This is a genomic window from Luteimonas sp. MC1895 (assembly GCF_016457215.1).
In the GTDB taxonomy this organism is placed as follows: Bacteria; Pseudomonadota; Gammaproteobacteria; order Xanthomonadales; family Xanthomonadaceae; genus Luteimonas.
On the sequence record NZ_JAEMDY010000001.1, the window covers coordinates 1003699 to 1029104 of the forward strand.

The 25406-nt window shown below is 71.2% G+C and carries 22 protein-coding genes and 1 pseudogene; 11 read left to right on the plus strand and 12 right to left on the minus strand.

All coding sequences use genetic code 11. The features are described from left to right. The first annotated feature begins 119 nt into the window (after positions 1 to 119). On the plus strand, positions 120 to 1580 hold the full coding sequence (locus JG616_RS04410) for a hypothetical protein (RefSeq protein WP_199391779.1): 1461 nt from the start codon (positions 120 to 122) through the stop codon (positions 1578 to 1580). A 10-nt stretch (positions 1581 to 1590) separates the two neighbouring features. Here the strand turns inward: JG616_RS04410 and JG616_RS04415 are convergent, their stop codons facing one another. The 5 genes from JG616_RS04415 to JG616_RS04435 all read right to left on the minus strand — a co-directional run bounded on the left by JG616_RS04415 (position 1591) and on the right by JG616_RS04435 (position 6887). Continuing rightward, positions 1591 to 3252 carry an electron transfer flavoprotein-ubiquinone oxidoreductase gene (locus tag JG616_RS04415; protein ID WP_199391780.1) on the minus strand — a complete coding sequence of 554 codons (1662 nt, stop codon included), beginning with the start codon at positions 3250 to 3252 and terminating at the stop codon, positions 1591 to 1593. A 156-nt stretch (positions 3253 to 3408) separates the two neighbouring features. Continuing rightward, positions 3409 to 4053, minus strand: a complete 645-nt coding sequence (locus JG616_RS04420) for an ABC-type transport auxiliary lipoprotein family protein (protein ID WP_199360235.1) — start codon at positions 4051 to 4053, stop codon at positions 3409 to 3411. Then, positions 4050 to 4976: an MlaD family protein gene (locus tag JG616_RS04425; RefSeq protein ID WP_199360236.1), complete on the minus strand. Its 927-nt coding sequence runs from the start codon at positions 4974 to 4976 to the stop codon at positions 4050 to 4052. The genes JG616_RS04420 and JG616_RS04425 overlap by 4 nt, the downstream gene beginning before the upstream one ends. Positions 4977 to 4980: 4 nt before the next feature. Beyond that, entirely contained in the window at positions 4981 to 5781 is an 801-nt protein-coding gene (locus JG616_RS04430; protein ID WP_343224973.1) for an ATP-binding cassette domain-containing protein, read from the minus strand. Next, on the minus strand, positions 5778 to 6887 hold the full coding sequence (locus tag JG616_RS04435; RefSeq protein ID WP_199360237.1) for an ABC transporter permease: 1110 nt from the start codon (positions 6885 to 6887) through the stop codon (positions 5778 to 5780). The genes JG616_RS04430 and JG616_RS04435 overlap by 4 nt, the downstream gene beginning before the upstream one ends. Before the next feature lie 50 nt (positions 6888 to 6937). Here JG616_RS04435 and JG616_RS04440 point away from each other — a divergent pair, with 50 nt between their 5' ends. After that, entirely contained in the window at positions 6938 to 8182 is a 1245-nt protein-coding gene (locus JG616_RS04440) for a threonine/serine exporter family protein (RefSeq protein WP_199360238.1), read from the plus strand. Positions 8183 to 8479: 297 nt separating this feature from the next. On the opposite strand, the gene JG616_RS04445 is transcribed toward JG616_RS04440, so the two are convergent. The 4 genes from JG616_RS04445 to JG616_RS04460 form a co-directional block, all read right to left on the minus strand. After that, positions 8480 to 8851 (minus strand): H-NS histone family protein, encoded by a 372-nt coding sequence (locus JG616_RS04445; protein WP_199360239.1) that lies wholly within the window; start codon positions 8849 to 8851, stop codon positions 8480 to 8482. A gap of 124 nt (positions 8852 to 8975) precedes the next feature. Continuing rightward, positions 8976 to 10703, minus strand: a complete 1728-nt coding sequence (locus JG616_RS04450; RefSeq protein WP_199391781.1) for a proline--tRNA ligase — start codon at positions 10701 to 10703, stop codon at positions 8976 to 8978. A 74-nt stretch (positions 10704 to 10777) separates the two neighbouring features. Then, complete coding sequence (locus JG616_RS04455) at positions 10778 to 11056, minus strand: DUF4124 domain-containing protein (RefSeq protein ID WP_199391782.1); 279 nt, start codon at positions 11054 to 11056, stop codon at positions 10778 to 10780. Between the two features lie 20 nt (positions 11057 to 11076). After that, complete coding sequence (locus tag JG616_RS04460; RefSeq protein ID WP_199391783.1) at positions 11077 to 11463, minus strand: DUF4124 domain-containing protein; 387 nt, start codon at positions 11461 to 11463, stop codon at positions 11077 to 11079. Positions 11464 to 11594: 131 nt separating this feature from the next. On the opposite strand from JG616_RS04460, the gene pssA reads away from it, so the two are divergent. The 3 genes and pseudogenes from pssA (at position 11595) to rimI (ending at position 13116) form a co-directional block, all read left to right on the plus strand. Then, positions 11595 to 12365 carry a CDP-diacylglycerol--serine O-phosphatidyltransferase gene (gene pssA, locus JG616_RS04465; protein WP_199360243.1) on the plus strand — a complete coding sequence of 257 codons (771 nt, stop codon included), beginning with the start codon at positions 11595 to 11597 and terminating at the stop codon, positions 12363 to 12365. A 116-nt stretch (positions 12366 to 12481) separates the two neighbouring features. Continuing rightward, positions 12482 to 12640, plus strand: a pseudogene (locus JG616_RS13610) (alanine acetyltransferase); the annotation flags it as partial. Between the two features lie 32 nt (positions 12641 to 12672). Then, positions 12673 to 13116, plus strand: coding sequence for a ribosomal protein S18-alanine N-acetyltransferase (rimI, locus tag JG616_RS04475; RefSeq protein ID WP_199391966.1), 444 nt, complete (start codon positions 12673 to 12675; stop codon positions 13114 to 13116). A 28-nt stretch (positions 13117 to 13144) separates the two neighbouring features. Here rimI and JG616_RS04480 read toward each other — a convergent pair whose 3' ends face one another. From JG616_RS04480 to JG616_RS04490, 3 genes are all read right to left on the minus strand, one after another. Beyond that, positions 13145 to 16000: a valine--tRNA ligase gene (locus JG616_RS04480; RefSeq protein ID WP_199391784.1), complete on the minus strand. Its 2856-nt coding sequence runs from the start codon at positions 15998 to 16000 to the stop codon at positions 13145 to 13147. Between the two features lie 43 nt (positions 16001 to 16043). Next, complete coding sequence (locus JG616_RS04485; protein WP_199391785.1) at positions 16044 to 16484, minus strand: DNA polymerase III subunit chi; 441 nt, start codon at positions 16482 to 16484, stop codon at positions 16044 to 16046. Between the two features lie 67 nt (positions 16485 to 16551). Continuing rightward, positions 16552 to 18033, minus strand: a complete 1482-nt coding sequence (locus JG616_RS04490; RefSeq protein WP_199391786.1) for a leucyl aminopeptidase — start codon at positions 18031 to 18033, stop codon at positions 16552 to 16554. 143 nt (positions 18034 to 18176) lie between these two features. On the opposite strand from JG616_RS04490, the gene lptF reads away from it, so the two are divergent. From lptF to JG616_RS04520, 6 genes are all read left to right on the plus strand, one after another. After that, positions 18177 to 19274, plus strand: a complete 1098-nt coding sequence (lptF, locus tag JG616_RS04495; RefSeq protein ID WP_199391787.1) for an LPS export ABC transporter permease LptF — start codon at positions 18177 to 18179, stop codon at positions 19272 to 19274. Then, positions 19271 to 20380, plus strand: a complete 1110-nt coding sequence (gene lptG / locus JG616_RS04500; RefSeq protein WP_199360248.1) for an LPS export ABC transporter permease LptG — start codon at positions 19271 to 19273, stop codon at positions 20378 to 20380. Before lptF ends, lptG begins: the two co-directional genes overlap by 4 nt. Positions 20381 to 20532: 152 nt before the next feature. Then, positions 20533 to 21003, plus strand: a complete 471-nt coding sequence (locus JG616_RS04505) for a hypothetical protein (RefSeq protein WP_235972968.1) — start codon at positions 20533 to 20535, stop codon at positions 21001 to 21003. A gap of 463 nt (positions 21004 to 21466) precedes the next feature. Then, the gene (locus tag JG616_RS04510) at positions 21467 to 22642 is read left to right on the plus strand and encodes a phosphoglycerate kinase (RefSeq protein ID WP_199391788.1); all 1176 of its coding nucleotides are present in this window, start codon (positions 21467 to 21469) and stop codon (positions 22640 to 22642) included. 87 nt (positions 22643 to 22729) lie between these two features. Continuing rightward, positions 22730 to 24196: a pyruvate kinase gene (pyk, locus tag JG616_RS04515; RefSeq protein ID WP_199391789.1), complete on the plus strand. Its 1467-nt coding sequence runs from the start codon at positions 22730 to 22732 to the stop codon at positions 24194 to 24196. Positions 24197 to 24263: 67 nt separating this feature from the next. Beyond that, on the plus strand, positions 24264 to 25271 hold the full coding sequence (locus tag JG616_RS04520) for a class I fructose-bisphosphate aldolase (RefSeq protein WP_199391790.1): 1008 nt from the start codon (positions 24264 to 24266) through the stop codon (positions 25269 to 25271). Positions 25272 to 25406: the final 135 nt, after the last annotated feature.

A 25406-nucleotide genomic window follows, 5' to 3' on the forward strand; every position in this document is an offset into this window, starting at 1 on the left:
ATCATAGCGGCCCGGTGCGGCCGAGGTCCTCGGATATGATCGCGGACCGGTCGCGTGGTGGAGGTGGCGTGGCAGCTGTCGACGTTGGAATGCGCGGTGAGCGCGTGCGGAGCGCCCTGATGTGGGGCCTGCTGGCCCTGGTGGTGGCAAACGCCGCGATCTACGTGCGCGCCGTCGCCTGGCCGCTGATCGCCTCGGACAACTGGAACCACGTGCATCCGCTGCTGCGCGACCTGGCCTCCGGGCAGGTCGGCCCGGCCAACTTCTTCGTCCAGCGCGCCGGCGTCGACCACGCGCAGCCGCTGATGAAGCTGGTGATGGCGGTCAACGCGCGCTGGTTCGGGCTCGACTTCATGCTCGAGGGGCTGCTGGGCATCGTGTTTGCCGTGCTCGCGCTCGCGGTGCTGTACCGCCTCGCGGTGGCCGATGCGCCTGGAGCGCCGCGGCCATTCGCCTTCCGCCTCGGCTTCGTCGCCGTGGCGGCGGTGCTGCTCTCGCTCAACAGCACCTTCATCTACGTCTACCCGATGGTGACGATGTGGTTCGCGCTGTACGCGCTGGCGCTGCTGATGGCGCTGGCGGCATGGCGGGCACTGCAGGGCGGGCGCGGGTGGCCGCTGGCGCTGGCGGCCTTCGTGCTGGGCGTGGTCGCCGACGACTCGGCCTTCCTGTACTGCGCGGCGCTGGGGCTGGCCCTGCTGCTGTACGCGTTCCGCGAGCGGAGCCTGCGCCGGGTGGCCGTGCTGCTCGCGCTGATGGCGCTGGGCCTGGTGGCGAGCCGCGGCCTGTACGCGCTGTACGGCACCACCTCGGGCACGACGCTGGCGGTGTTCAACCGCCCGCTGCCGGAGCGCATCGCGTCGCTGGCCGTGCTGTGGCGCGAGGCCTGGGCCTGGTTCGCCATCCCGGCGTCATCCGGCCTGCTGGGCAAGGAGTCGCTCACCGCGCTGGCGGGCGACCGCGCGCTCCTGCTGCGCAACGCGCTGGGGGCCGTGATGCTGCTGGCGCACGCCTGGTTCTGGTGGTCGGCGCTGCGCCTGCGCGCAGGCTCGACCTGGCTGGCCGCGGTGCTGCTGATGCTGATGTTCTATGCGCACGTGGCCGCGGTGCTGATGGTCAGGGTCTCGGCGCTCGGCACCGCGTACCTGGACCAGCCGCGCTACATCAGTTTCTACCAGTTCGGGGTGGCGGCGCTGCTGCTCATGGCGATGGCGCGCGTGGGCAGCGCGTCCCGCGCGCCTGCAGCGGGCACCGCGCGCACCGGCCATGCGCTGGCGCTGGCCGCGGCCACGGTGCTGGCGGTGCAGGTCCTGGTCAGCGGGTATGCGCGCGAACAGCAGCCCGGGATCGAAGGGTCGCATCTCAAGATGGCCGACGACCTGGCGCGGGTGGCGCAGGATCCGGCAGGCCCGGTGCCCGAAGACTGTTTCCCCGGCATGGACATCTGCGTGCTGCCGCCGGAGCGTCGCGTGGAACTCATCGGCATCCTGCGCGAGGGCCGGCTGCAGCTGTTCTCCGACCAGTACCTCCGGCGCCATCCCGCGCAGCGCGCGGCCGCCGAGCGCGCCCGCGCGCCCTGAAGCGCGCGACTCAGAGGTTCTGGTAGTTCGGCCCCGAACCGCCTTCCGGCGTGACCCAGGTGATGATCTCGTAGGGATCCTTGATGTCGCAGGTCTTGCAGTGCACGCAGTTCGCGGCGTTGATCTGCAGCCGCTTGCCGGTGCCGGCCGGGCCATCCGGATCGTCGACGATCTCGTAGACGCCGGCGGGGCAGAAGCGGGTGCAGGGGTTGCCGTATTCCTCGGCGCAGCGGGTGACGCAGACCGTGGTGTCGTGCACCAGCAGGTGCACCGGCTGGTCCTCGTCGTGCTCGGTCGCGGCGAAGTAGACGCCGGCCAGGCGGTCGCGCGGGGCGAGCTCGCGAGGGCCCCAACCGCGATCGGGTGAGGCGGCTTCGTCCAGCTTGCGCAGCGACGACCAGTCGGGCGTGACCTTCATCGTCCAGGGCGTGCGCCCGCCCAGCGCGGTTTCCAGCGCGGCGTTGGCCAGGCCGAACCACAGGCCCTTCTTGAAGCCGGGCTTGACGTTGCGCACCGCGCGCAGCTCGCGCACGGCGTCGGAGTCGCGCAGCTTCGCGTCGAAGCCCGCGGGCGCAAGCGCGCTGGCGGCCAGGTGCTCGGCGGCGAGCATGCCGCTGCGGATCGCCTGGTGGGTGCCCTTGATCTTCGGCACGTTGAGCAGGCCCGCGGTATCGCCGATCAACAGCGCGCCCGGCATCTCCACCTTCGGCAGCGACTGCCAGCCGCCGGTGACGATGGCCCGCGCGCCGGCGGACAGGATATTGCCGCCCTCGAGCAGCGGCTTGACCGTGGGGTGGTTCTTCCACTGCTGGAAGGCCTCCCACGGCCGGTACTCGGGATCCTTGTAGTCGAGCCCGCTGACATAGCCCAATGCGACCTGGTCGTTCTCCAGGTGGTAGAGGAAGCTGCCGCCGTAGGTACCGCTGTCCGCGGGCCAGCCCAGCGAGTGCACGATCTTCCCGGGAATGCCGCGCCCGGCCGGCAGCTGCCACAGCTCCTTGGTGCCGATCGAATACGCCTGCGGATCGCTGTCGGCATCCAGCGCGAAGCGCTTGACCAGGCGCTTGGTGAGGTGGCCGCGCGCGCCTTCGGCCAGCACGGTCACCTTGGCGTGGATGTCGATGCCGGCGGTATAGCCGGGCTTCTCCGAGCCGTCGCGCGCGACGCCCATGTCGCCGATGCGCACGCCGATGACCGTGCCGTCGTCGGCGTGCAGGGTCTGCGCGGCGGCGAAGCCAGGGTAGATCTCCACGCCCAGCGCTTCCGCCTGCGGCGCGAGCCAGGCGCACATCGCGCCGAGGCTGACGATCAGGTTGCCGTGGTTGCGCATGCCTGGCGGCACGACCGGGAACCTGCGACCGCCGTCCTTCGTCAGGTACCAGAGTTCGTCCTCGGTCGCGGGCACGCAGACCGGTGGCGGGTTGTCGCGCCAGCCCGGAAGCAGGGTATCGAGCGGGCCCGGCTCGATCACCGCGCCGGACAGGATGTGCGCGCCGATCGTGCTCGACTTCTCGATCACGCAGACCGAAATGTCGGGGTTGACCTGCTTGAGGCGGATCGCGAAGGCGAGGCCCGCCGGGCCCGCGCCCACGGTGACGACGTCGTATTCCATGACGTCGCGCTCGGGCTCGGGGATGTCGACGGTGACGCTGGGGTCAGCTTGCGGGTTCATGCGGGCGGCCCATTCGGCGAAGTACGGGATTGTCGCGGCTGCGGCCGCGGGCGGCAAACCCGGCGCGCGTCGAAACCGCCGCCGCCAGGCCCGCGGGAGCGGGGATGGCCGCGACCGCGCGCAGGCGGCGCGGCCGGATCGCGGCCGTGGCCGCTCCTACAGGGGCGGGCGTTGGCGGGCGTGCTGCTCGCCGGCGTCCAGGGTCCAGGCGGCGACGTCGCGGCCCAGCACCCCCAGCGCGCGCGTATAGGCCTCGGCCACGCTGCCCACGTCCGTGGCGGCCGCCGGCTCGGTGATGGTGAAGGTCTGCGAGGCGGCAATGCCCTGTTCGCGCGTGTGCAGCAGCTTCGCGTGCAGCTCGATGGTCGCGACGGGGCTGCCGGTGCCGGCGTAGTCGGCTTCGAAGCGGCGCAGGTCGAGCAGCAGGCGATAGTCGGGCGCGATGCCGCTGCCGCGCCGGGCCACGCCGGGCACCCGGCCGGAATCTTCCAGCGTCCGCAGGATCACGTCCTCGACCATGTCCGAGGGCGCCCGCGCCCAGCTGGCGCCGGCGTAAACCTGCAGTTCTCCTGGCACCGGGCGCACCGCGATGCGGAAGGTGTCGACGGTGCGGGCCGCGGTGGGTGTATTGACCGCGAGCTGCCAGTCCACGCGCGGCCACGCGGCGTCGGCCTGGATCTGCGGCGCGGGTGCATAAATCGTGCCCGCCTCACGCTCGCCGCCGCCGAGCAGGGAACAGGCGCCCAGCAGCAGCGGCGCGGCAAGGACGGCGAGCCGGGCGATGGCGATGGTCGGCTTCATTCGGGTTCGAACTCCTTCGGCGCGTCGCGGCCGAGCAGGTAGCGCGCGGGATTGGAATCGAAGCGGTCGCTGATCCGGCGCAGGTCGCGCACCAGCGAGCGCAGCTCGGCCAGCGTCGGGCCGAGCTGGGCCAGGCCGTCGTTGGCGAAGCTGTTGATGGCGTTGCGGTTCTCGCCGAGGATCGCGTCGGCGCTGCCGGCGGCGGTGTCGATCCGCGCCAGCGTCGACTCCAGGCGCTCCACCATGCCGGGCAGCTTCTGCACCAGCTCGCGGTCGATGCCGGTCATCGCGCGGTTGGAGGTCTCCACGGTCTCGACCAGCTTCTCGCTGGCCACGCGCGCGTTGACGATCAGCGCGGCCAGGTCCTCGCGCTGCCCGGCCACGGCGCCGGTCATGCCCTCGATGTTCTCGAGCGTGGCGGCGATGCGCGCCACATTCTCGTCGCTCAGCACTTCGTCCAGGCGCGCCACCAGGCGGTTGGCGGTGTCGGCGATGTTCTGCAGCGCCGAGGCCTCGGTCAGGATCACCGGGATGTCGTCGCCGTCGCGCGCCGCCAGGCGCGGCGCGTCCGGGCTGCCACCGGTGAGCTGGATGAAGGGCGAACCGGTGAGCCCGGCCATCGACAGTTTGGCGCGGGTGTCGACCTTCACCGGAACCTCGGCGCCGACGCGGATGCGCGCCACCACGCGGCGCGGGTCCTGCGGCGCCAGGGTCAGCGCATCCACGGTACCCACCGCGATGCCGTTGTACTGCACGGTGCCGCCCTCGGTCAGTCCGGTGACCGGCTCGTCGAACACCACGTGGTAGGTCTGCCAGCTGCGGTCGCTGGAGTATTTCGCCATCCACAGCCCGAACAGCAGCATGGCCACCGCCACCACCAGGGTGAAGGCGCCGATGAGGACGTAATTGGCCTTGGTTTCCATGCGATCAGGGTTCCACGGCGGCGCGTTCGCCCGCCTCTCGTGCCGCGCGACCGCGCGGGCCGTTGAAGTATTCCTGCACCCACGGATGCTCGAGGCGTTCGATCTCGTCCAGCGGCCCCGTCGCCACGATCCGGCGGTCGGCAATGACCGCCACCCGGTCGCAGATAGCGTACAGCGTGTCCAGGTCGTGGGTGATGATGAAGACGGTCAGCCCGAGCGCCTGGCGCAGGGTGAGGATAAGGCTGTCGAAGGCGGCCGCGCCGATCGGATCGAGCCCGGCGGTAGGCTCGTCGAGGAACAGCAGCGGCGGGTCCATGGCCAGCGCGCGCGCAAGGCCGGCGCGCTTGCGCATGCCGCCGGACAGCTGCGAGGGCAGCTTGTTGATCGCGTCCGCGGGCAGGCCGGCCAGCTTGACCTTGAGCAGGGCGAGCTCGCGGCGCAGGCCGTCGGGCAGGTTCGGGTGGTGCTCCTTCAGCGGCACCTCGACGTTCTCGCCCACGGTCAGCGACGAGAACAGCGCGCCGTCCTGGAACAGCACGCCGGTATTGCGTTCGATATGCAGCCGGCTGGCGTCGTCGCCGGCGCGTCCGTCCACGCCCAGTACTTCGATCTCGCCCTCGTCCGGCGTGCGCAGCCCGATGATCGAGCGCATGAGCACCGACTTGCCGCTGCCCGAGCCGCCGACCACGCCGAGGATCTCGCCCTCGCGCACCTCCAGGTCGAGGCCCTCGTGCACCACCTGGGCACCGAAGCGGTTGCCCAGCCCGCTCACGCGGACCACCGGTCGCGCGGCGTCGGCGCTCACCAGCCCACCTGCATGAACCAGATCGCGGCGAAGGCGTCGAGCAGGATCACCATCGAGATCGTCTGCACCACGCTGGACGTGGTGCGCTCGCCCAGCGACTGCGCAGTGCCCTGGACCTGCAGCCCTTCCAGGCAGCCGATCAGGCCGATGACCAGCGCGAACACCGGCGCCTTGGACATGCCCACGAAGAAGTGGCGCAGCTCCATGGTGTCCTGCAGCCGGGTCGCGAACGCCTGGGGCGGAATGTCGAGCTCGAAGGCGGCCACCGCCATGCCGCCGAGCAGGCCCGCGATCATCGCGATGAAGGTCAGCAGCGGCAGCATGAGCAGCAGCGCCAGCAGCCGCGGCAGCACCAGCAGCTCCATCGGATCCATGCCCAGCGTGCGCACCGCGTCGACCTCCTCGCGGGTGACCATGATCCCGATCTGCGCGGTGAACGCACTGGCGGTGCGGCCAGCGAGCAGGATCGCGGTCAGCAGCACGCCGAATTCGCGCAGGAAGGCGATCCCCACCAGTTCGACGACGAAGATGGTCGCGCCGAAGTCGGCGAGGATGCTCGAGCCGAGGTAGGCGATCACCGCCCCGACCATGAACGACAGCAGGGCCACCAGCGGCATCGCGTCCAGGCCCACCTGCTCCATGTGGTGGACGGTGGAGGTGACGCGCAGGCGGCGCGGCTCGCGCGCGATGCGGGCGAGCTTGACCAGGCTTTCGCCGAGGAAGCTCACCAGGGCCACGATCTCGCGGCCGTTGAGGTGCATGGTCTCACCCAGCCGCGCCAGCGCCGCGGCGACGCCGTATTCGCGGCGCTTCTTCGGGCGGTCGTCGGCCACGTCCTCGATCGCGGCCACCAGCGCCATGTGGTCCTCGCGATAGCGGATCGCGTCGTCGCCCAGTCCCTGCCGGTGCGCGTAGCGCAGCAGCTGCAGCACGCCCATGGAGTCCAGGCGCTCGACGGCGGTCGCGTCGACCGCGTTCGCGCCCCCGGGCGCGTCGGCCAGCACCGACGTCACCGCCCCGGCCTGCTCCAGCGTCCAGCTGCCTGCAAGGCGCAGCGTGCCGTCGTCGAGTGCGAGCGTCGGAGTGCTGGCGGTCGTGGCGGGCATGCGCGGAGGATACCGAACACAGGGTCGATCGCGCGTGCCATCCTTTGTGCATGTCGCGCCCGTTTCCCCAGGAAGCCTACGCCGCCCGCATCGCCTTCATGGTCGAGCTGGCCGAACACCTGCACGCCTACGGCACCACCACGCCCCGCCTGGAAGGCGCGCTGGAGCTGGTGGCGCAGCGCCTGGGCCTCGAGTGCGAGCCGTGGACCAACCCCACCGGCATGGTGCTGTCCTTCAGCGATCCGATGCGTCCGCCGGGCGACGGCGACGCCACGCGCGTGCTGCGCCTGCCGCCCGGCGAGAACGACCTCGGCCGGCTGTGCGACGTCGACCGCATCGCCGAGGACGTGCTGGCCGGTCGCATCGGCCTGGCCGAAGGACACGCCGCGCTGCGCGCGCTGGACCGGCCGCTGACGCGGCGGCAAAACCTGATGCAGGTGCTGGGCTTCGGCCTCGCCGCCGTGGGCATCGCCGGCCTGCTGCGGCTGCCGTGGCTGGACATCGGCACGGCGGCGGTGGTCGGCCTGGTCATCGGTCTGCTGCAGGTCGCGGCGCGCACGCGGCCGCGGCTGCGCGAGGCCAACGACGCGGTCAGCGCGATGGTGGCGGCCGCGATCACCATCATGGTGGCGGCCTGGGTGGCGCCGCTGAACCTCAACACCGTGATCATCTCGGCGCTGATCGTGCTCATGCCCGGCCTTGCGCTCACCAACGCGGTGAACGAACTGACCAGCCAGCACCTGATGTCGGGCACGGCGCGCTTCGCCGGCGCGGTGGCGACGATGATCATGCTCACCGTGGGCACGATGGTCGCCATGGTCGGCATGGAAATGCTGGGCGTCGTGCCGCAGGTGCGGGCCTGGCGGCCGCAGCCGGACTGGGTGGAATGGTGCGGGCTGGCGGTGGCGTCGATCGCCTTCGCGGTGCTGTTCCGGGCGAAGGGTCGCGACTGGCTGCTCGTGGCGCTGGCCGCGGCCACGGGCTATCTGGTGTCGCGCAAGGCCGGACTTGCCTGGGGCGCGGAGTTCGGCATCTTCCTGGCGGCGCTGGTGGTGACGGCCGCCGGCAACGGCTATGCGCGCTGGGCCTGGCGCCCGGGCGCGGTGGTGCGGGTGCCCGGCATCATCCTGATGGTGCCCGGCAGCGCCAGCGTGCGCACCCTGATCACGTCGGTGCAGCAGCAGGACGTGGCCGCGGGCCAGAGCGCGGCGATGGCGGTGATCAACATCCTGCTGTCGATCGTCGCCGGCCTGATCTTCGGCAACCTGCTGCTGCCGGCGCGCCGGAACCTCTGATCCGGGGGGGCGCTGCTGTGCGGTGCCCGCCGCGGATGCAGGGGGGATGACCAGCCGGAATCTTCGCTGTCCTGCTCCCAGTTCCGGCCGCGGGCCATCCATGGCCGGCTCTGGCCATCCCCCCTGCATCCGCGACGGGTCCGACCTCTTTCGCGATCCTGTGGCAGGAAAAGCCCGAGCGCGGGGCCGGCCGTTGCGTCTTCGTTGACGTGAGCCTGTGCGTGGGACAGGCTGCGTGGACCCCGCCGGAGTCCTCATCCGCAAAAACAAAACCCCCGCCGGAGCGGGGGTCGTCAATCACGCGATCAGGAAATCCTCGGGCTTCTTGCCCTTGGACACTTCCTCGGCCATCCAGCGCGGCTGCTTGCCGCGGCCGGTCCAGGTCTGCTCGGCGTTCGCCGGGTTGCGGTACTTCGGCGCCACCTTGATGCCGGTGGTCTTGCGCGGCGCGCGCGGGGCCTTGGTCGCGCGTGGCTCGGTGCCGGCGGACGACGCACCGCCGCCGAACAGTTCGGCGATGGTGTAGCCCTCGGCCGCCGCCGCCGCCTTCAGGCGCGCGCGCACGGTGGTGATCGGCTTGCGCTTCTTGAGCACGGTCTTGCGCTTCTTCGCCTGCGTGATCAGGGTTTCGAGTTCCCTGGCCGAAAGCGTATTGAGGTCGATGGACATTGCATCTCCGGTGGATTTCAGAAGGTGGCGCCGATTATCGGCGACGCGCCGATGTTAATCGTCCACGCGGCGGGCGGCAAAATATCCCGCGTCGCCGCCTGATAATCGCCCCGGTATTCCGCGATCAGCCGGGCAGGCGCTGCAGCAGGGCTTCGCGATCCAGGTGTTCGGCCTCGCCCGCGGTGCGCGCGCGATATTCGAACGTGCCGGCCTCGAGACCACGACCGGAGACCACCACGCGATGCGGGATGCCGACCAGCTCCATGTCGGCGAACATCGGGCCCGGGCGCAGGCCGCGGTCGTCGAGCACCACGTCGATGCCGCGCGCGGCGAGTTCGTCGTGCAGGGCCGCCGCCGCTTCCGCCACGGCCGGATCGTTCTTCGGATTGATGATGCAGACCGCCGCCGTCCACGGCGCCATCGCCTGCGGCCAGACGATGCCGGCCGCGTCGTGGTTCTGCTCGATGGCAGCCGCGACGATGCGCGACACGCCGATGCCGTAGCAGCCCATCATCGGCACCGCGGCCTTGCCGGCGCCGTCGAGCACCTTGCAGCCCATCGCCTCGGCGTACTTGCCGCCAAGCTGGAAGATGTGGCCAACCTCGATGCCGCGCATCAGGCGCAGGGTGCCGCCGTCCTCGGCGCGGTCGCCCTCGACCACGTTGCGCAGGTCGGCGACGGCGTCGGGCTCGGGCAGGTCGCGGCCCCAGTTGACGCCGGCGATATGTTCGCCGGGGCGGTTGGCGCCGACCACGAAGTCGGCCATCGCGGTGACCTCCAGGTCGGCGACCACGCGCACCGGCTTTGCCGGCGCCACCGGGCCCAGGAAGCCGGGTTCGCTGCCGAGGTGCTCGAGGATCTCGCTTTCGGTGGCCATGCGGTAGTCGGCCAGCCCCGCGACCTTGGCCAGCTTGATCTCGTTGACCTCGTGGTCGCCGCGGACCAGCACCAGCACGAACTGCGGCCTGCCTTCCGCGTCCTGGCCGATCACCGCCACCGACTTCGCGGTGCGCGCCAGCGGGATTCCCATCAATGCGGCCACCGCCTCGCAGGTCTTCTGCGTGGGCGTGTCGATCGCGCGGATGGCCTCGGCCGGCGCCGGGCGCGGGCCTGGTGCGGCCGCGCGGGCGGTCTCGACGTTGGCGGCATAGCCGGTCGGGTCATCCCCGTTGCCGGTGTCCGACCAGGCGATGGCGTCCTCGCCGGAGTCGGCCAGGACGTGGAACTCCTGCGAGGCGTCACCGCCGATCGCACCGGTATCGGCGAGCACCGCGCGGAAGCGCAGGCCCAGCCGACTGAAGATGCGGGTGTAGGCCGCGTGCATCCTGGCGTAGGACGCCGCCATGCCCTCGGCGTCGATGTCGAAGGAGTAGGCGTCCTTCATCAGGAACTCGCGCGCGCGCATCACGCCGAAGCGCGGCCGGATCTCATCGCGGAACTTGGTCTGGACCTGGTAGAAGGTCACCGGCAGCTGTTTGTAACTGGCCAGCTCCTGGCGCGCGAAGTCGGTGATGACCTCTTCGTGCGTCGGGCCGTAGGCGTACTCGGCGTCCTTGCGGTCGCGGATCTTCAGCAGCTGGCCGCCGAACTTCTCCCAGCGTCCGGTCTCGTCCCACAGCTCCCGCGGCTGGATCGACGGCATCAGCACTTCGATCGCGCCGGCGGCGTCCATTTCCTCGCGCACCACCGCCTCGACCTTGCGCAGCACGCGCAGGCCAAGCGGCGACCAGGTGTAGATGCCGGCGGCAAGCTTGCGGATCATCCCCGCCTTGAGCATCAGCTTGTGGCTGACGAGCTCGGCTTCGGCCGGGGTTTCCTTTTCGGTGTGGAGGTGGAACTGCGACAGGCGCATCGGCGGCATCATCGGTCTGGTGGTTCGGCCGGTGATTGTGCCATGCAGCACGCGCGCTGCCCGGCGCCCGCCACCTACTGGCGGCCGCCGTCGACCTCGATGCCGTCGCGCGGCTGGATGTCGACGGTTTCGTAGCGCCGCCCGCGCGGCGGTGGCTCCTGCGTGACCTGGAGCACGCCGGCGGCGTCGGTCCAGCGGTACAGCACGGGGCGGGCGTCCTCGGCGTTCGCGCTGGCCGCCTGTTCGGCGCGCTGGCGCCTGGCCTCGGCCGCCGCCGGCGCCTCGCGCGCGAACCACCAAGCCACGGCGATGCCGGCAACCAGTCCGGCGACCACGGCCCAGCGGGTCTGCATGGCGCGCCGGCTCCCGGCGGTCAGGGCGTGCAGTAGGCCTTGGCCGCGGCCTGGGCCAGCTCGAGCTGGCTGGTCCGCTGCGCCGCGTCGAGCACCTTGTCGGGCTTGCCGTCGCCGTCGGTGTCGTGCATCACGTCGCCTTCGGCCTGCAGGGCGGTGAGGTTGGCGCGGGCCGCGGTGCACTGCGGATTGACCGGCGCCGCGGCCGCGGCTTCGGCCACGGCCGGCGACGTCGCCCCCGACGAGGTGATCAGGCGGTGCTCGTACTTGCCGCTGGCGGGCGGCGTCTGCGAGTAGTGGGTGACGCCGTTGGCGTCGGTCCACTTGTAGACCTCGCCGGCGGTCTGCTGGGCGATGGCCGGCGCGGCGGCGAACGCCAGGACGGCGCCAAGGACGAAGCGGTACATGGTGGACTCCTGCCGTGCGGGCGTGGCCGCTGATTGCAGCACCGGGGGCGGGTCCGCGCAAGCGCCGCGGGCCGGTTCCGTGACCGTGCCTGCGCCCGCGGGCCCGCCGCGGCGGCGGTTACACTTGCCCCATGGACGAGTTGCCCCCCAAGCCACGGCGCGGCCGCGGCATCTACCTGCTGCCCAACCTGTTCACCACGGGCGGGCTGTTCGCGGGATTCTTCGCGATCATCGCCGCCTCGCAGGGCCGCATCGAGGCCGCCTGCATCGCGATCTTCGTCGCCGCCATCCTCGATGGCCTCGACGGCCGGGTGGCCCGCCTGACCAATACCCAGAGCGAGTTCGGCGTGCAGTACGACTCGCTGTCCGACCTGGTGAGCTTCGGCATGGCGCCGGCGCTGGTGATGTACCACTGGTCGCTGGTGTCGATGAAGCTCGACGGCGCCACCCTGGGCAAGATCGGCTGGCTGGCGGCCTTCCTGTATGCCGCCTGTGCTGCGCTGCGGCTGGCGCGTTTCAACAGCCAGGTGGGCAAGATCGACAAGCGCTGGTTCATCGGCCTGGCCAGCCCCGCGGCCGCGGGCATCATGGCCAGCTCGGTGTGGACCTTCCACAGCCTCGACCTCAGCGGCGAGGCGCTGCGCTACGCGGCACTGGCGATCACCGTGGTCTGCGGGCTGCTGATGGTCAGCCAGTTCCGCTACACCAGCTTCAAGGGCAGCGGCAGCGGGCCGGGCTCCGACCGGGTGCCGTTCTTCGCGCTGCTGCTGGTGGTGGCGGCGCTGATCGCGCTGTGGATCGATCCGCCCAAGACGCTGCTCGCGGTGCTGGGCGTCTATGCGCTGTCGGGTCCGGCGCTGTGGCTGTGGCGCCTGCGCGGTCGTCGCGGAGCCGGCGCCTGATGGCCGGGCTGGCCTGGGATCCGTGGCAGCGCGAGGTGCTGGCGGCGATGGGCCACCAGGTCCTGGCGCGCGCGCCGCGCGCGGCCGACATCGTGCCCGACGATCCGCTGGCGCACGCGCTGTTGCGGGCGGCAGGGCGCGGGCCGGAATCCGGCGACGCCGCCGAACTGCTGCGCGGCCTGCCGCCGCTGGCGACGCTGCGCGGCGACGCCGCCGCCAAGCGCGCCCTGTGGCCCCGGCTGCGCGCGCTGCGCCGCGGAGCCGCGCCGGCGTGAGCGCCGCGCTGGCCGACGCGGTGCGTCCGGTCATGCGGCCGATGCGCATCGAGGACCTCGATGCGGTGATGGTGGTCGAGCGCCGCGCCTATCCCTTTCCGTGGTCGATCGGGATCTTCCGCGACTGCCTGTTCGCCGGCTATCCGGCCTGGGTGCTGCTGGAAGGCGGCGCCTTCATCGGCCACGGCGTGCTGAGCGTGGCCGCGGACGAGGCGCATGTGCTCAACGTCTGCGTCGATCCGGCCCGGCAGGGCCGCGGCCATGGCCGCATCCTGCTGCGTGCGCTGGTCGACGCCGCGCGCGGCCGTGGTGCCAGCCGCGTCTTCCTCGAGGTCCGGCCGTCGAACCCCGCGGCCATCGCGCTGTACGAGGACGAAGGCTTCAACGAGATCGGCCGCCGCCCGCGCTATTACCCCGCCGCCAACAACGGCCGCGAGGACGCGATCGTGATGGCACGGGAACTCTTCAGCGACTGAGTCTTCTTTTTGCAGGGGTGAAGAAGCTCTATAGCCGCGCCCGCTGCGCGGCGAGGGCCTCGTGCTGCGCGGTCCAGTCGGCCAGGCGCGTGCGCTCCTGTTCGACCACGGCGGCGGGTGCGTTGGCGACGAAGGTCTCGCTGGCGAGCTTGCCCTTGGCCTTCGCCAGTTCGCCGGCCACGCGCTTGAGCTCCTTGTCCAGGCGCGTGCGCTCGGCGTCGAGGTCGACCAGGCCTTCCAGCGGCACGAAGAGCTTCAGCTCGCCGACCAGGGCCGCGGCGGCCGGCGGCGGGTCGCCGGTGATGGCCTCGATGCCTTCGACCCTGGTCAGGAAGCCCAGCTGCGCGCCGAAGCGCGCGATCCGCTCGGCGTCGGCCGCGCCACCGCCCGCCACCAGCAGGCGGATCGGCCTGGCCGGCGACACGCCGAGTTCGCTGCGGATGCGGCGCACGGCGGACACCATGGCCTTGAGCCATTCCACGTCGCCCGCCGCGGACGAGAAGTCCTGGCCGGCGAAGTCCGCCGCGCGGGGATAGGCGCGCGCCATGATGCTCTCGCCCTCGATGCCGAGCCGCGGCGCGACCTGCTGCCACAGCTCTTCGGTGACGAACGGCACCAGCGGATGCAGCAGGCAGAGCAGGCGCTCGAGCACGAACAGCAGGGTGTGCCGGGTGCTGGCGGCGGCCTGCGCGTCGCTGCCGTTGAGCGCGGGCTTGGCGAGCTCGACGAACCAGTCGCAGAACGCGTTCCACGCGAACTCGTACAGCGCCTGCGACAGCAGGTCGAAGCGGTAGCCGGCGAAGTGCGCTTCGGCCTCGGCGGTGACCGCGGCCAGGCGGGCGAGGATCCACTGCTCGGGCGCGGTGACCGCCGCCGGCGCGGCGTCCATCGCCCCGGCGCCCTCGGTGTTCATCAGCACGAAGCGCGTGGCGTTCCACAGCTTGTTGCAGAAGTTCTTGTAGCCCTCGGCACGCGCCAGGTCGAACTTGATGTCGCGTCCGGGGCCGGCGAGCGCGGCCATGGTGAAGCGCAGGGCGTCGGCGCCGAAGGCGGGAATGCCGTCCGGGAATTCCTTGCGGGTGGCCTTCGCGATCTTGTCGGCCATCTTCGGCTGCATCAGCCCGGCGGTGCGCTTGGCGACGAGGTCGTCGAGCGGGATGCCGTCGATGATGTCCAGCGGGTCGAGGATGTTGCCCTTCGACTTCGACATTTTCTGGCCGTCCTTGTCGCGCACCAGGCCGGTCACGTAGACGTCGCGGAAGGGCAGCTGTCCGGTCAGGTGGTCGGTCATCATGATCATCCGGGCGACCCAGAAGAAGATGATGTCGAAGCCGGTGACCAGCACGTCCGAAGGCACGAAGTCGTCGTAGCCGCGCTCTGCCATGGCCTCCGCATCGGGCCAGCCCATGGTGCTGAAGGGCCACAGCGCGGACGAGAACCAGGTTTCCAGCACGTCGTCGTCCTGCGACAGCGGGCCGGTGTATCCGGCCGCGTCCGCCTTGGCGCGCGCCTCGGCTTCGTCGTGGCCGACGAAGATCTCGCCGCCGCTGCCGTACCACGCGGGAATGCGGTGGCCCCACCAGAGCTGGCGGCTGATGCACCAGTCCTGGATGTTGCCCAGCCAGTGGCGGTAGGTGTTGATCCAGTTGCCGGGGACGAAGCGCACCTGGCCGTCGGTCGCGTCGGCGCCGCCGGCGAGTTCCAGCCCGCGCGCGCCGAGTCCATCCATGCGCACGAACCACTGGTCGGTCAGCCACGGCTCGATGACCTGGCCGGTGCGGTCGCCGCGCGGCACCTGCAGCGTGTGCGGCTTCGCTTCCACCAGCAGGCCGGCGGCCTCGAGGTCGTCGAGTACCGCCGTGCGCGCCGCGTAGCGGTCCAGCCCGCGGTAGTGCGTCGGGATCGCCTCGTCACCGGAGACGATCCTCGCGTCGGAGGTCAGCACGTTGATCATCGGCAGGCCGTGGCGCTGCCCGACCGCATAGTCGTTGAAGTCGTGCGCGGGCGTCACCTTGACCACGCCGGTGCCGAAGTCGCGCTCGACGTACTCGTCGCTGATCACCGGGATGCGGCGGCCGGTCAGCGGCAGTTCGACGAAGGCGCCGTGCAGCGCGGCGTAGCGCGGGTCCTCCGGATGCACCATCACCGCGGTGTCGCCGAGCATGGTTTCCGGGCGCGTGGTGGCCACGACCAGGTAGTCGCGGGTCTCGCGCAGCGTCTCGTTGCCGTCGGCGTCGTGCTCGACGTGTTCGTAGCGGGCACCGTCGGCCAGCGGATAGCGGATCGACCACAGATGGCCGTCTTCTTCCTCGCTGACGACCTCCAGGTCGGAGATCGCGGTCTGCAGCACCGGGTCCCAGTTGACCAGGCGCTGGCCGCGGTAGATGAGTCCCTCGGCGTGCATGCGCACGAAGGCCTCGACCACCGCGGTCGAGGCGCCGGGATCCATGGTGAAGACGCTGCGCGACCAGTCGCCCGAGGCACCCATGCGCCGCATCTGGCGCTCGATGGTGTCGCCCGACTGCCCCTTCCACTCCCAGACCTTGTCGATGAAGCCTTCGCGGCCCAGCGAATCGCGGGTTTCGCCGCGGCCCTCGCGCTCGAGGTTGCGCGCGACCACCATCTCGGTGGCGATGCCCGCGTGGTCGCTGCCCACCTGCCACAGGGTGCGGAAGCCGCGCATGCGGTGGTAGCGCACCAGCGCGTCCTGCAGCGTGTGCTGGAACGCGTGGCCCATGTGCAGGGTGCCGGTGACGTTGGGCGGCGGCAGCAGGATCGAATACGCGGGACCGTCGCCGGCGGGCGCGAACGCGCCGCTGGACTCCCATTGCGCATAGAGGCGGGATTCGAAGGACCTGGGGTCGTAGCCGGTGGCGAGGGTCATCGGAGGACTCGGAAAGCGGGCAGGGCGGGGGCGGGCCCCGGCGTTACATGTCGTACTTGTTGAGCGCGAAGCCGCGCGCCTTGTACTGGGTCCAGCGGGCGCGCAGCGGATCGCGCGCGGACGGATCCGCCGGCACCACTTCCAGCACGCGCGCGACCTCGCCTTCGACCGCGGCGTCGCGCAGGTTCAGCACCAGCGGGCGCAGCGGCGCGTCGATCTCCGGCGGCACGATGAGCACGTCGGTCTCGGCCTCGTCGCCGCCCTCGTCGTCATCGAAGCCGGTGCCGGCGATCTCGTGGGGGATGAAGGCGTCGGGCTCGAACGACCACATCAGGTCGTCGAGGCGCTCGGCCTGCTCCATGTCGCGGGCCAGCACCAGCATCGGCTGGTTGGCCGCGCAGGCCTTCTTGGCCAGTTCGCAGACCAGCAGCAGCGGCTCGTCGCGGAAGCGGGGCTTGGCAATCAGGTAGAAATCGGCGCGCATGCGGGTTCCCGGTCGACGGCAGGGCCGGCCGGCTCCCGCGAACGGAAGCCCGCGCCGGCCCGGGGGCTTACTGGGCGACCTGGTCCATCAGCCACTGCGACAGCAGGCCGACCGGACGGCCGGTGGCCAGCCCGTTCTTGCCGCTGTGGCTGGCGCTGCCGGCGATGTCGAGGTGCGCCCAGCGCTGGCCTTCGGTGAAGCGCGCCAGGAAGCAGCCCGCGGTCACCGCGCCGGCCCAGCGGCCGCCGATGTTGTAGACGTCGGCGAAGCTGGAATCGAGCATGGTCTGGTACTCGTCCCACAGCGGCAGGCGCCAGGCGCGGTCGAACACGTCTTCGCCCGCCGCCAGCAGTTCCTGGCCGAGGTCGTCGTGCTTGGTCATGAGGCCGGTGGCGAAGCTGCCCAGCGCCACCATGCAGGCGCCGGTGAGCGTGGCCACGTCGACCAGCGCCTGCGGCTCGAAGCGCTGCGCATAGGTCAGCGCGTCGCACAGGATCAGGCGGCCCTCGGCGTCGGTGTTGCCGACTTCGATGGTCTTGCCGGACATGCTGGTGAGGATGTCGGAGGGGCGGTACGAATTGCCGTCGATGGCGTTCTCGACCGCCGGCACCACGACCACCAGGTTCACCGGCAGGTCCATGCCCGCGGCGGCGACGAAGGTGCCCAGCACCGAGCCGGCGCCGAGCATGTCGTACTTCATCTCCTCGATGCCGCCCTGGGTCTTGAGATTCACGCCGCCGGTGTCGAAGGTGATGCCCTTGCCGACCAGCACATAGGGCTTCGCATCACCGCCGTTGTTCCACTTCAGCACGATGAGCTTCGGCGCGTTGGCCGAGCCGCGGGCGACCGCCAGCAGCGAGCCCATGCCGAGCTTCTCCATGTCCTCGCGCTCGAGCACCTCGCAGGAGGCCTTGTCGAACTTGGCGGCGAATTCCTGCGCCTGCTGTGCGAGGTAGGCCGGGTTGCAGATGTTCGGCGGCAGGTGGCCCAGCTCGCGGGTGAAGGCGACGCCGGCGGCGATGGCCTGGCCCTGCGCCAGGGCGGCGGCGTCGCTGCCGGCGATCTCGAGGCGCTCGAGGCCCTTCTCGCCGCGCTTGCGGTTCTTCTCGCCCAGCGTCGCGGTGTAGCGATAGGCGGCGTGGCCGGCGGCGATGGCGGCCTGGCGGATCGTCCAGGCGGCATCGCGGCCGGGGACCTCGACCTCGGACAGGGTCAGCAGGGCCGAGCGCACCGGGCCGGTCTTCACCGCGCGCACCGCGTCGGCAATGGCCTTCAGGTACTGCGGAACCGCGAACTTGCCCGGCTCGCCCAGGCCGACCACCAGCACGCGCGGCGCCGAGACGCCGGCGACGTCGTGCAGCATCGCGACCTTGCCGGTGGCACCGTCGACGTCGCCGCGCGCGGCAAGCGCCGTCAGGCGTCCACCGCTGGCCTCGTCGAGGGCGCGGGCGGCGGGCGTCAGGGTCTTGTCGGCGTAGGCACCGACCACCACGCAATCGACGGCGGCGGTGGCGGGGGCGGCGTTGTTCAGGGCGAATTCGAGGGTCATGGGGTCCTGTACTGGGGTTTGGCGTGAAGTGTTCCTTACAATCCGCGGTCCAGAATGCGGCGTTGCGCCGCAGCGCCCGTGTCCCGGCGCGGCCCTGGCGGTGTATGGACGAACCCCCGATTCTAATGCAAGGCCGCCCCCGGATGCCGAAGCTCGACCGCTACCTGTTCCGCGAATTCGCCCAGTCCACCTTCGCGGCCCTCGTGGTGCTGATGATCGTGAGCCTTGGCGGCGTGTTCGCCGACGTTCTCGGCGATATCGCCCGCGGACGGGTCCCGGCGGGCCTGATGCTCTCGCAGCTCGGCCTGATGGTGCTGAACTACCTGCCGCTGATCCTGCCGCTGGGCCTGATGCTCGGCCTGCTGCTGGCGATAGGCCGGCTGTACCGCGATTCCGAGATGCCGGTGCTGGTCGCCACCGGGGTGGGCCCCGCGCGGCTGCTGCGGCCGCTGATGATGCTGGTGGTGCCGGTGGTGGCCTTCATCGCCGCCTGCTCGCTGTGGCTGGGCCCCTGGGCCAACGACTACTCCCAGCGGATGGTGGCCGAGGGCAACCGCAACCTGCTGCTCGCCGGCCTCGAGGCCGGGCGCTTCGTCGAGCTGCCCGGCGGCAGCGGCGTGGTCTACGTTGGCGCGATGTCGGGCGAGGGCTCGGCCCTGGGCCGGGTGTTCGTCTACCGCCAGGACGAGGAGCGCATGGACGTGACCACCGCCCGCACCGGATTCCTCAGCGTGGACGGCGCGGAGCGCTACCTCGACCTGGGCGAGGGCTTCCGCGTCGAGGGTCCGCTGGCCGAAGGCCTCGACTACCGGATGATGCGCTACCAGCGCAATGAACTCCGCCTGCCGGACGCCGAGACCCGCGCCGCGGGGGACAATCCGGAGTACGCGTCCACCCTGGCCCTGCTTTCGGATCCGCGCGCCGAAGCCCGCGCCCAGCTGCACGCGCGCATCGCGCCGCCGCTGCTGGCGCTGGCCTTCGCGCTCCTCGCGGTGCCGCTGGCGCGCAGCCCGCCGCGCCAGGCGCGCTACGGGCGCATCGCGCTGGGCTTCCTGGCCTACGTGGTGGCGATGAACTTCATGTCGCTGGGCACGCGCTGGCTGGAGGACGGCAAGCTGCCGCTGCCGCTGGGCCTGTGGTGGCTGGTGCTGCCCCTGCTGGCGTTCTCCGCCTGGATGTACTTTCGCGACGGCCAGGTGGGCGCGCCGCGCCTGCGCCGTGGCGCGGAGAAGGCACGATGATGCCGTTCCCGAGGATCCACGACCTGCACGTCGCGCGGGTGGTGGTGTCCACCGTCCTGCTGGTCTGGACCGTGCTGGTCGGCCTGGACGCCGTGCTGGCGGCGGCCGACGAGGTCAAGAACATGGGCCAGGGCAACTACGGCTTCGTCAGCGGCCTGACCTATGTCGCCTACACCCTCCCGCGCCGCGCCTACACCATGTTCCCCACCGCGGCGGTGATCGGCTCGCTGATGGGGCTGGGGCAGTTGGCCGCGACCTCCGAGCTGACCGCGCTGCGCGCGCTCGGCGTCTCGCGGCGCCGGCTGAGCATCTCGGTCGCGGTGCCGCTGGCGCTGCTGACCGCGCTGATGATGCTCAGCGGCGAGACCCTGGGCCCCGGGGCGCAGCGCGCGGCCGACGCGATGCGCGCCGCCGCGCGTTCGAACGACGTCATCGTGGCCCAGTACTCGGGGCTGTGGGCGCGAGAGGGCAACACCTTCCTCAACGCCCGCGACGGCCGCGAGCGCAGCGAGGCGGGCGAGGCCTGGCTGGAGCTCAACGACGTGCGCATGTTCGAGTTCGATGCCGACGGGCGCCTGGAGTCGATCGCCCAGGTCGGCCTGGCCGAGCACCGCAGCAGCGGCTGGTTGCTGCGCGACGTGCGCCGCGTGAGCTTCGAGGAGCGCGCCGTGACCGAAGTGCGGGTGGACGAGGAGCGCTGGGAGTCCCGGCTCGACGCGCAGGCGCTGGCCGCCAGCGCCGGGGGCGCGTTCCGCCCGCGCTACATGTCGGCGAGCGACCTGGCCCAGGGCATCGACTACCGCAAGCGCAACGCGCTCGACGCCAGCGAGTACGAGGAGCACTACTGGGCGCGCTGGTTCTACCCGGTCAACGTGCTGGCGCTGTGCCTGGCGGCGATCCCGTTCGCATTCGGTTCACTGCGCAGCGGCGGCCTGGGCCGGCGGCTCTTCATCGGCGTGGTGTTCGCGCTCGGCTTCTGGATGCTGCAGAACCAGGTCGCCAAGCTCGCCGCGGTCTACGGCTTCGACTATCGCCTCGCCTACGCGATGCCGCCGCTGCTGATGATCACCGTCTCCTGGCTGCTGTTCCGCCGCCGCAGCGGCTGACCGCGCGGCGGGTTGCGCCGCCCGTCCACCGCGTTGGAGAATCCGGGCTCGTCGCGGGGCGGCAGCCCCAGGGCCCGCGGCAGGGGAAATCCGTGGCGATGCCGCGGGCGCTGGGGCGAAACCACAGGGAGAAGCAAGCAATGCACAGCACCATGCGAGTGGTCGCCGCCGCGGCGGTGATCGTCGGCGCCAGCCTGTTCGTGGCCGGCAACGCCGACGCGCGCCGCGGGGCAGGGGCCAAGGACGCGCCGGCCTGGATGAACGCCGAAGGCGAAGTGACCGATTCCGCCGCGGTCGAGGCGGGTTACGGGGAAACGGTGAAGGGCCTCAACGACTGGGAGGGCGAGATCACCGGCAAGCCGGCTCCCGGCAGCAAGTTCACCCAGCTGCAGATCGGCATGCCGATGAAGCAGGTCACCGACATCATCGGCGAGCCCACCGACCAGGGCGTCTACATCACCGGCAAGGCGTTCATCCCGTTCTACTTCGGCTCCGACCGCCACCGCTACGAGATGGCCTACAAGGGCCAGGGCCGACTGGTGTTCGCCGGCAAGGGCTGGGACAGCGGCGGCAACCTCATCTGGATCATCCACAACAAGGACGATTCCGGATATCGCGAATAAGGGCGCACACCGGCGCTCCTCTGGAAGGCCCCGCCATGCGGGGCCTTTCTTCTGGTTCGCCGCGCTTTGACGCATGGCCTGCTGCCGCTCATGTCCCCCGATGCCGGCCCCCGGGCCGGCATCTCCTCCTTGACTTCCCGTCAGCAGGCCACGCGCCAAAGCGATGCGGCGCTGCGGCCGCTTCGTCATGCACTCGCGTGGCAGTCGGGCATCGCGCTTACCGAAGTCGGAATTTCCAATCTGGCGAAGCGGGGCACTGCGAGGGAGGTATGGACAGCGCACAAGGACGTGCGCGGTGGCCGCTTCAGCCATGGATGGCTGAGGCGGCGGTCCATACCCCCCTCGCAGTGACACGCCTCCCTCCCGAAGCCGAAAGAAATACCGGCGGACATCAGGCCAAGGTTTGAAACGCGCGCCGCCCGCGCTGACAATGGCGCCCCCTGACAGCCGGCGGCCCCTTCCCATGTCCATCCTCCGCATGACCGACCTCGACCTCGCCGGCAAGCGCGTGCTGGTCCGACAGGACCTCAACGTGCCGGTGGCCGATGGCCGCGTGACCTCCGACCAGCGCATCCTGGCGTCGCTGCCGACCCTGCGCGCGCTGCTGGACGCTGGCGCAGCGGTGATGGTCATGTCGCACCTGGGACGTCCGAAAGAGGGCGCCTGGAGCGAAGCCGACTCGCTGGCGCCGGTCGCGGCGCGGCTGTCGGAGCTGCTCGGCCGCGAGGTGCCGCTGGTGCGTGACTACCTCGACGGCGTCGACGTGGCCCCGGGCCAGCTGGTGCTGCTGGAGAACTGCCGCATGAACGTCGGCGAGAAGGCCGACGACGACGCCCTGTCCAAGCGCTATGCGGCGCTGTGCGATGTCTTCGTCATGGATGCCTTCGGCACCGCGCACCGTGCCCAGGCGTCGACCCATGGCGTGATCCGGCAGGCGGCCCAGGCGGCGGGTGGCCCCCTGCTGATGGCCGAGCTCGACGCGCTGGGCAAGGCGCTCGAGGAGCCCGCGCGCCCGATGCTGGCGATCGTGGCCGGCTCCAAGGTTTCGACCAAGCTGGAGCTGCTGTCGTCGCTGGTCGGCAAGGTCGACCAGCTCATCGTCGGCGGCGGCATCGCCAACACCTTCATCGCCGCCGCCGGACACGGCGTGGGCAAGTCGCTGTACGAGGCCGACCTCGTCGATACCGCGAAGCAGATCATCGCCGACGCCCGCGCCCGCGGCGCCGACATCCCGGTGCCCACCGACGTGGTGGTCGCGACCGCCTTCGCCGCCGACGCCGAGGCGACGGTCAAGCCGGTCGATGCCATCGGCCAGGATGATCTCGTGCTCGACATCGGCCCCGAGACCGCGCAGCGCTACGCCGCGATGATCGCCAGCGCCGGCACCGTGGTCTGGAACGGACCGGTGGGCGTGTTCGAGTTCGACGCCTTCGGCAAGGGCACCGAAACCCTGGCGCGCGCGATCGCGGCGTCGAAGGCGTTCTCGATCGCCGGGGGTGGCGACACCCTGGCGGCGGTCGACAAGTACGGCATCGCCGACGGCGTGTCCTACATCTCCACCGGTGGCGGCGCCTTCCTCGAATTCCTCGAAGGCAAGGAGCTGCCCGCGGTCGCGGCGCTGGAACAGCGCGGCGGCTGAGCGCGCGAAGCGGGCCGCGGCGCGCGCCGCGGTCCTCCGGGCTCGGCTAGCATTGGGGTCTTCCCAGCTGCCGTGCGAGGCCACCCGATGTCCGAATACCGCCGCGGTACCCGCATCCTCGCCACCCTCGGGCCGGCGACGGACGCATCCGGCGTGCTCGACGCGCTGGTGCGCGCGGGGGTCAACGCGGTGCGGCTCAACCTCTCGCACGGCGTGCCGGACGACCATGTCCGCCGCGCGCGCGAGGTGCGCGAGGCCGCGGCGCGCGCCGGGGTCGAGGTCGGCATCCTCGCCGACCTGCCGGGGCCCAAGATCCGCATCGAGCGGTTCGAAGGCGGGCGCGTGCAGCTGCGTGCCGGCGAGCGCTTCGACCTGCACGCGCGCATCGACGCGCCCCCGGGCGACGCGCGCGGCGTGGGCGTGAGCTACCTGGGACTGCCCGCCGACGTGGCGCCCGGCGACGTGCTGCTGCTCGACGACGGCATGGTGCAGCTGCGGGTGCAGGCGGTGGAGGGCGCGACCATCGCCACCACCGTGCTCAACGACGGCGTGCTGTCCGACCGCAAGGGCCTCAACAAGCAGGGCGGCGGGCTGTCGCTCGGCGCGATCACCGACCACGACCGCGAACTGGTCAAGGTGGCCGCCGACATCGGCGTCGACTTCATCGCGGTGTCGTTCTGCCGCAGCGCCGAGGACATGCAGGAAGCGCGGCGGGTGGCCCGCGCCCACGGCAGCGACGCCGCGCTGGTGTCGAAGATCGAGCGCACCGAGGCGATCGCCAACCTCGGCGAGATCATCGACGCCAGCGACGTGGTGATGGTCGCGCGCGGAGACCTGGGCGTGGAGATCGGCGACGCCGAGCTGCCGGGGCTGCAGAAGAAGATCATCCGCGAGACCCTGGCGCGCAACCGCGTGGTGATCACCGCCACCCAGATGCTGCAGTCGATGGTCGAGAGCCCGATGCCGACGCGCGCCGAGGTCCTGGACGTGGCCAATGCGGTGATCGACGGCACCGACGCGGTGATGCTGTCCGCCGAAACGGCCGCCGGCGCCTACCCGGTGGCGGCGGTGGAGGCGATGAGCCGGATCTGCGTCGGCGCCGAGCGCCAGTTCGAGCACGACACCGATTTCGAGCAGGCCCAGCGCGGCCTGGAGCGCGCCGACCAGGCGATCGCGATGGCGGCGATGTTCCTCAGCGAGCACATCGGCGTGGCCGCGATCGTGGCCATGACCGAGTCCGGGGGCACCACGCGCTTCCTGTCGCGGTTCCGCTCCAGCGCGCCGATCTACGCGTTCTCCCGCCATGCCGGCGCGCGCCGGCGGATGAGCCTGATGCGCGACGTGTTCCCGGTGGCCCACGACAGCCGCGGCCAGAGTCCCCGCGAGGCCGCGCGCGACGCGGTGGGCCTGCTCGTGGCGGGGGGGCTGCTGTCGGCCGGCGACCGCGTGGTGTTCACCAGCGGCGAGACCATGGAGACCCACGGCGCGACCAATACCCTGCGCCTGCTCCAGGTGGGCGAGGACGGCGCCGCCCAGGGGCTCGGGACCCTGTAGCGGCGGCCCGGCGCGGGGCGAACGGCTATACTGGGCGGCCACGCTGCCAGCCCGGAGTCCCAGAATAATGAGCATCGAACAGCTTGCCGAAACCGCCCTCGCCATGGTCGCCCCGGGCAAGGGCATCATCGCCATCGACGAATCCACGGGCACGATTGCCAAGCGCTTCGCCGGGGTCGGCATCGAGAACACCGAGGAGAACCGCCGCGCCTACCGCGAGCTGCTCCTGTCGACGCCGAACCTCAACGAGTACATCAGCGGCGCGATCCTGTTCGACGAGACCATCCGCCAGAAGACCAAGGACGGCGTGCCCTTCGCGCAGTACATGTCCGACAACGGCATGATCCCGGGCATCAAGGTCGACAAGGGCACCCATGCCCTGGCCGGCTTCCCGGGCGAAGTGGTGACCGAAGGCCTCGACGGCCTGCGCGCGCGCCTGGAGGAGTACTACAAGCTGGGCGCCCGCTTCGCCAAGTGGCGCGCGGTGATCAACATCGGCGACGACGTCCCGTCGGGCACCTGCATCGAGGCCAATGCCCACGCGCTGGCGCGCTATGCCGCGCTGTGCCAGGAGCAGGGCCTGGTGCCGATGGTGGAGCCGGAAGTCCTGATGGACGGCAACCACGACATCGAGACCTGCTATGAGGTCACCGAGGTGTCGCTGCGCGCGCTGTTCGACGCGCTGTACAACCAGAACGTCGCCCTCGAGGGCACGATCCTCAAGGCCTCGATGGTGCTGCCGGGCAAGGACAGCGGCGAGCTGGCCCCGGTCGAAGAGGTGGCCGAGGCGACCCTGATGTGCCTGAAGTCGTCGGTGCCGGCGATCCTGCCGGGCATCGTGTTCCTGTCCGGCGGCCAGTCCGACGACGACGCCACCGCGCACCTGGATGCCATGAACCGCATGGGCCCGAACCCGTGGCCGCTGTCGTTCTCCTACGGCCGCGCCATGCAGTCGGCGGCGCTGAAGCTGTGGTCGCAGGACCTGGTGGGCAACTACGCCAAGGCCCAGTCCACCGTGTACGACCGCGCCAGGGCCAACGGCCTGGCCGCGCTGGGGCAGTGGACCCGCGGCTGATCGCAGCGGCGGTGAACCGAGAAGGGCGGCCCGATGGCCGCCCTTTTTCATGATGCGAGCCGCCGCAGCGCTGTAGGAGCAGCTAGCGCTGTAGGAGCAGCTATAGCTGCGATTGCCGGATGTCTTGGCTGGCCG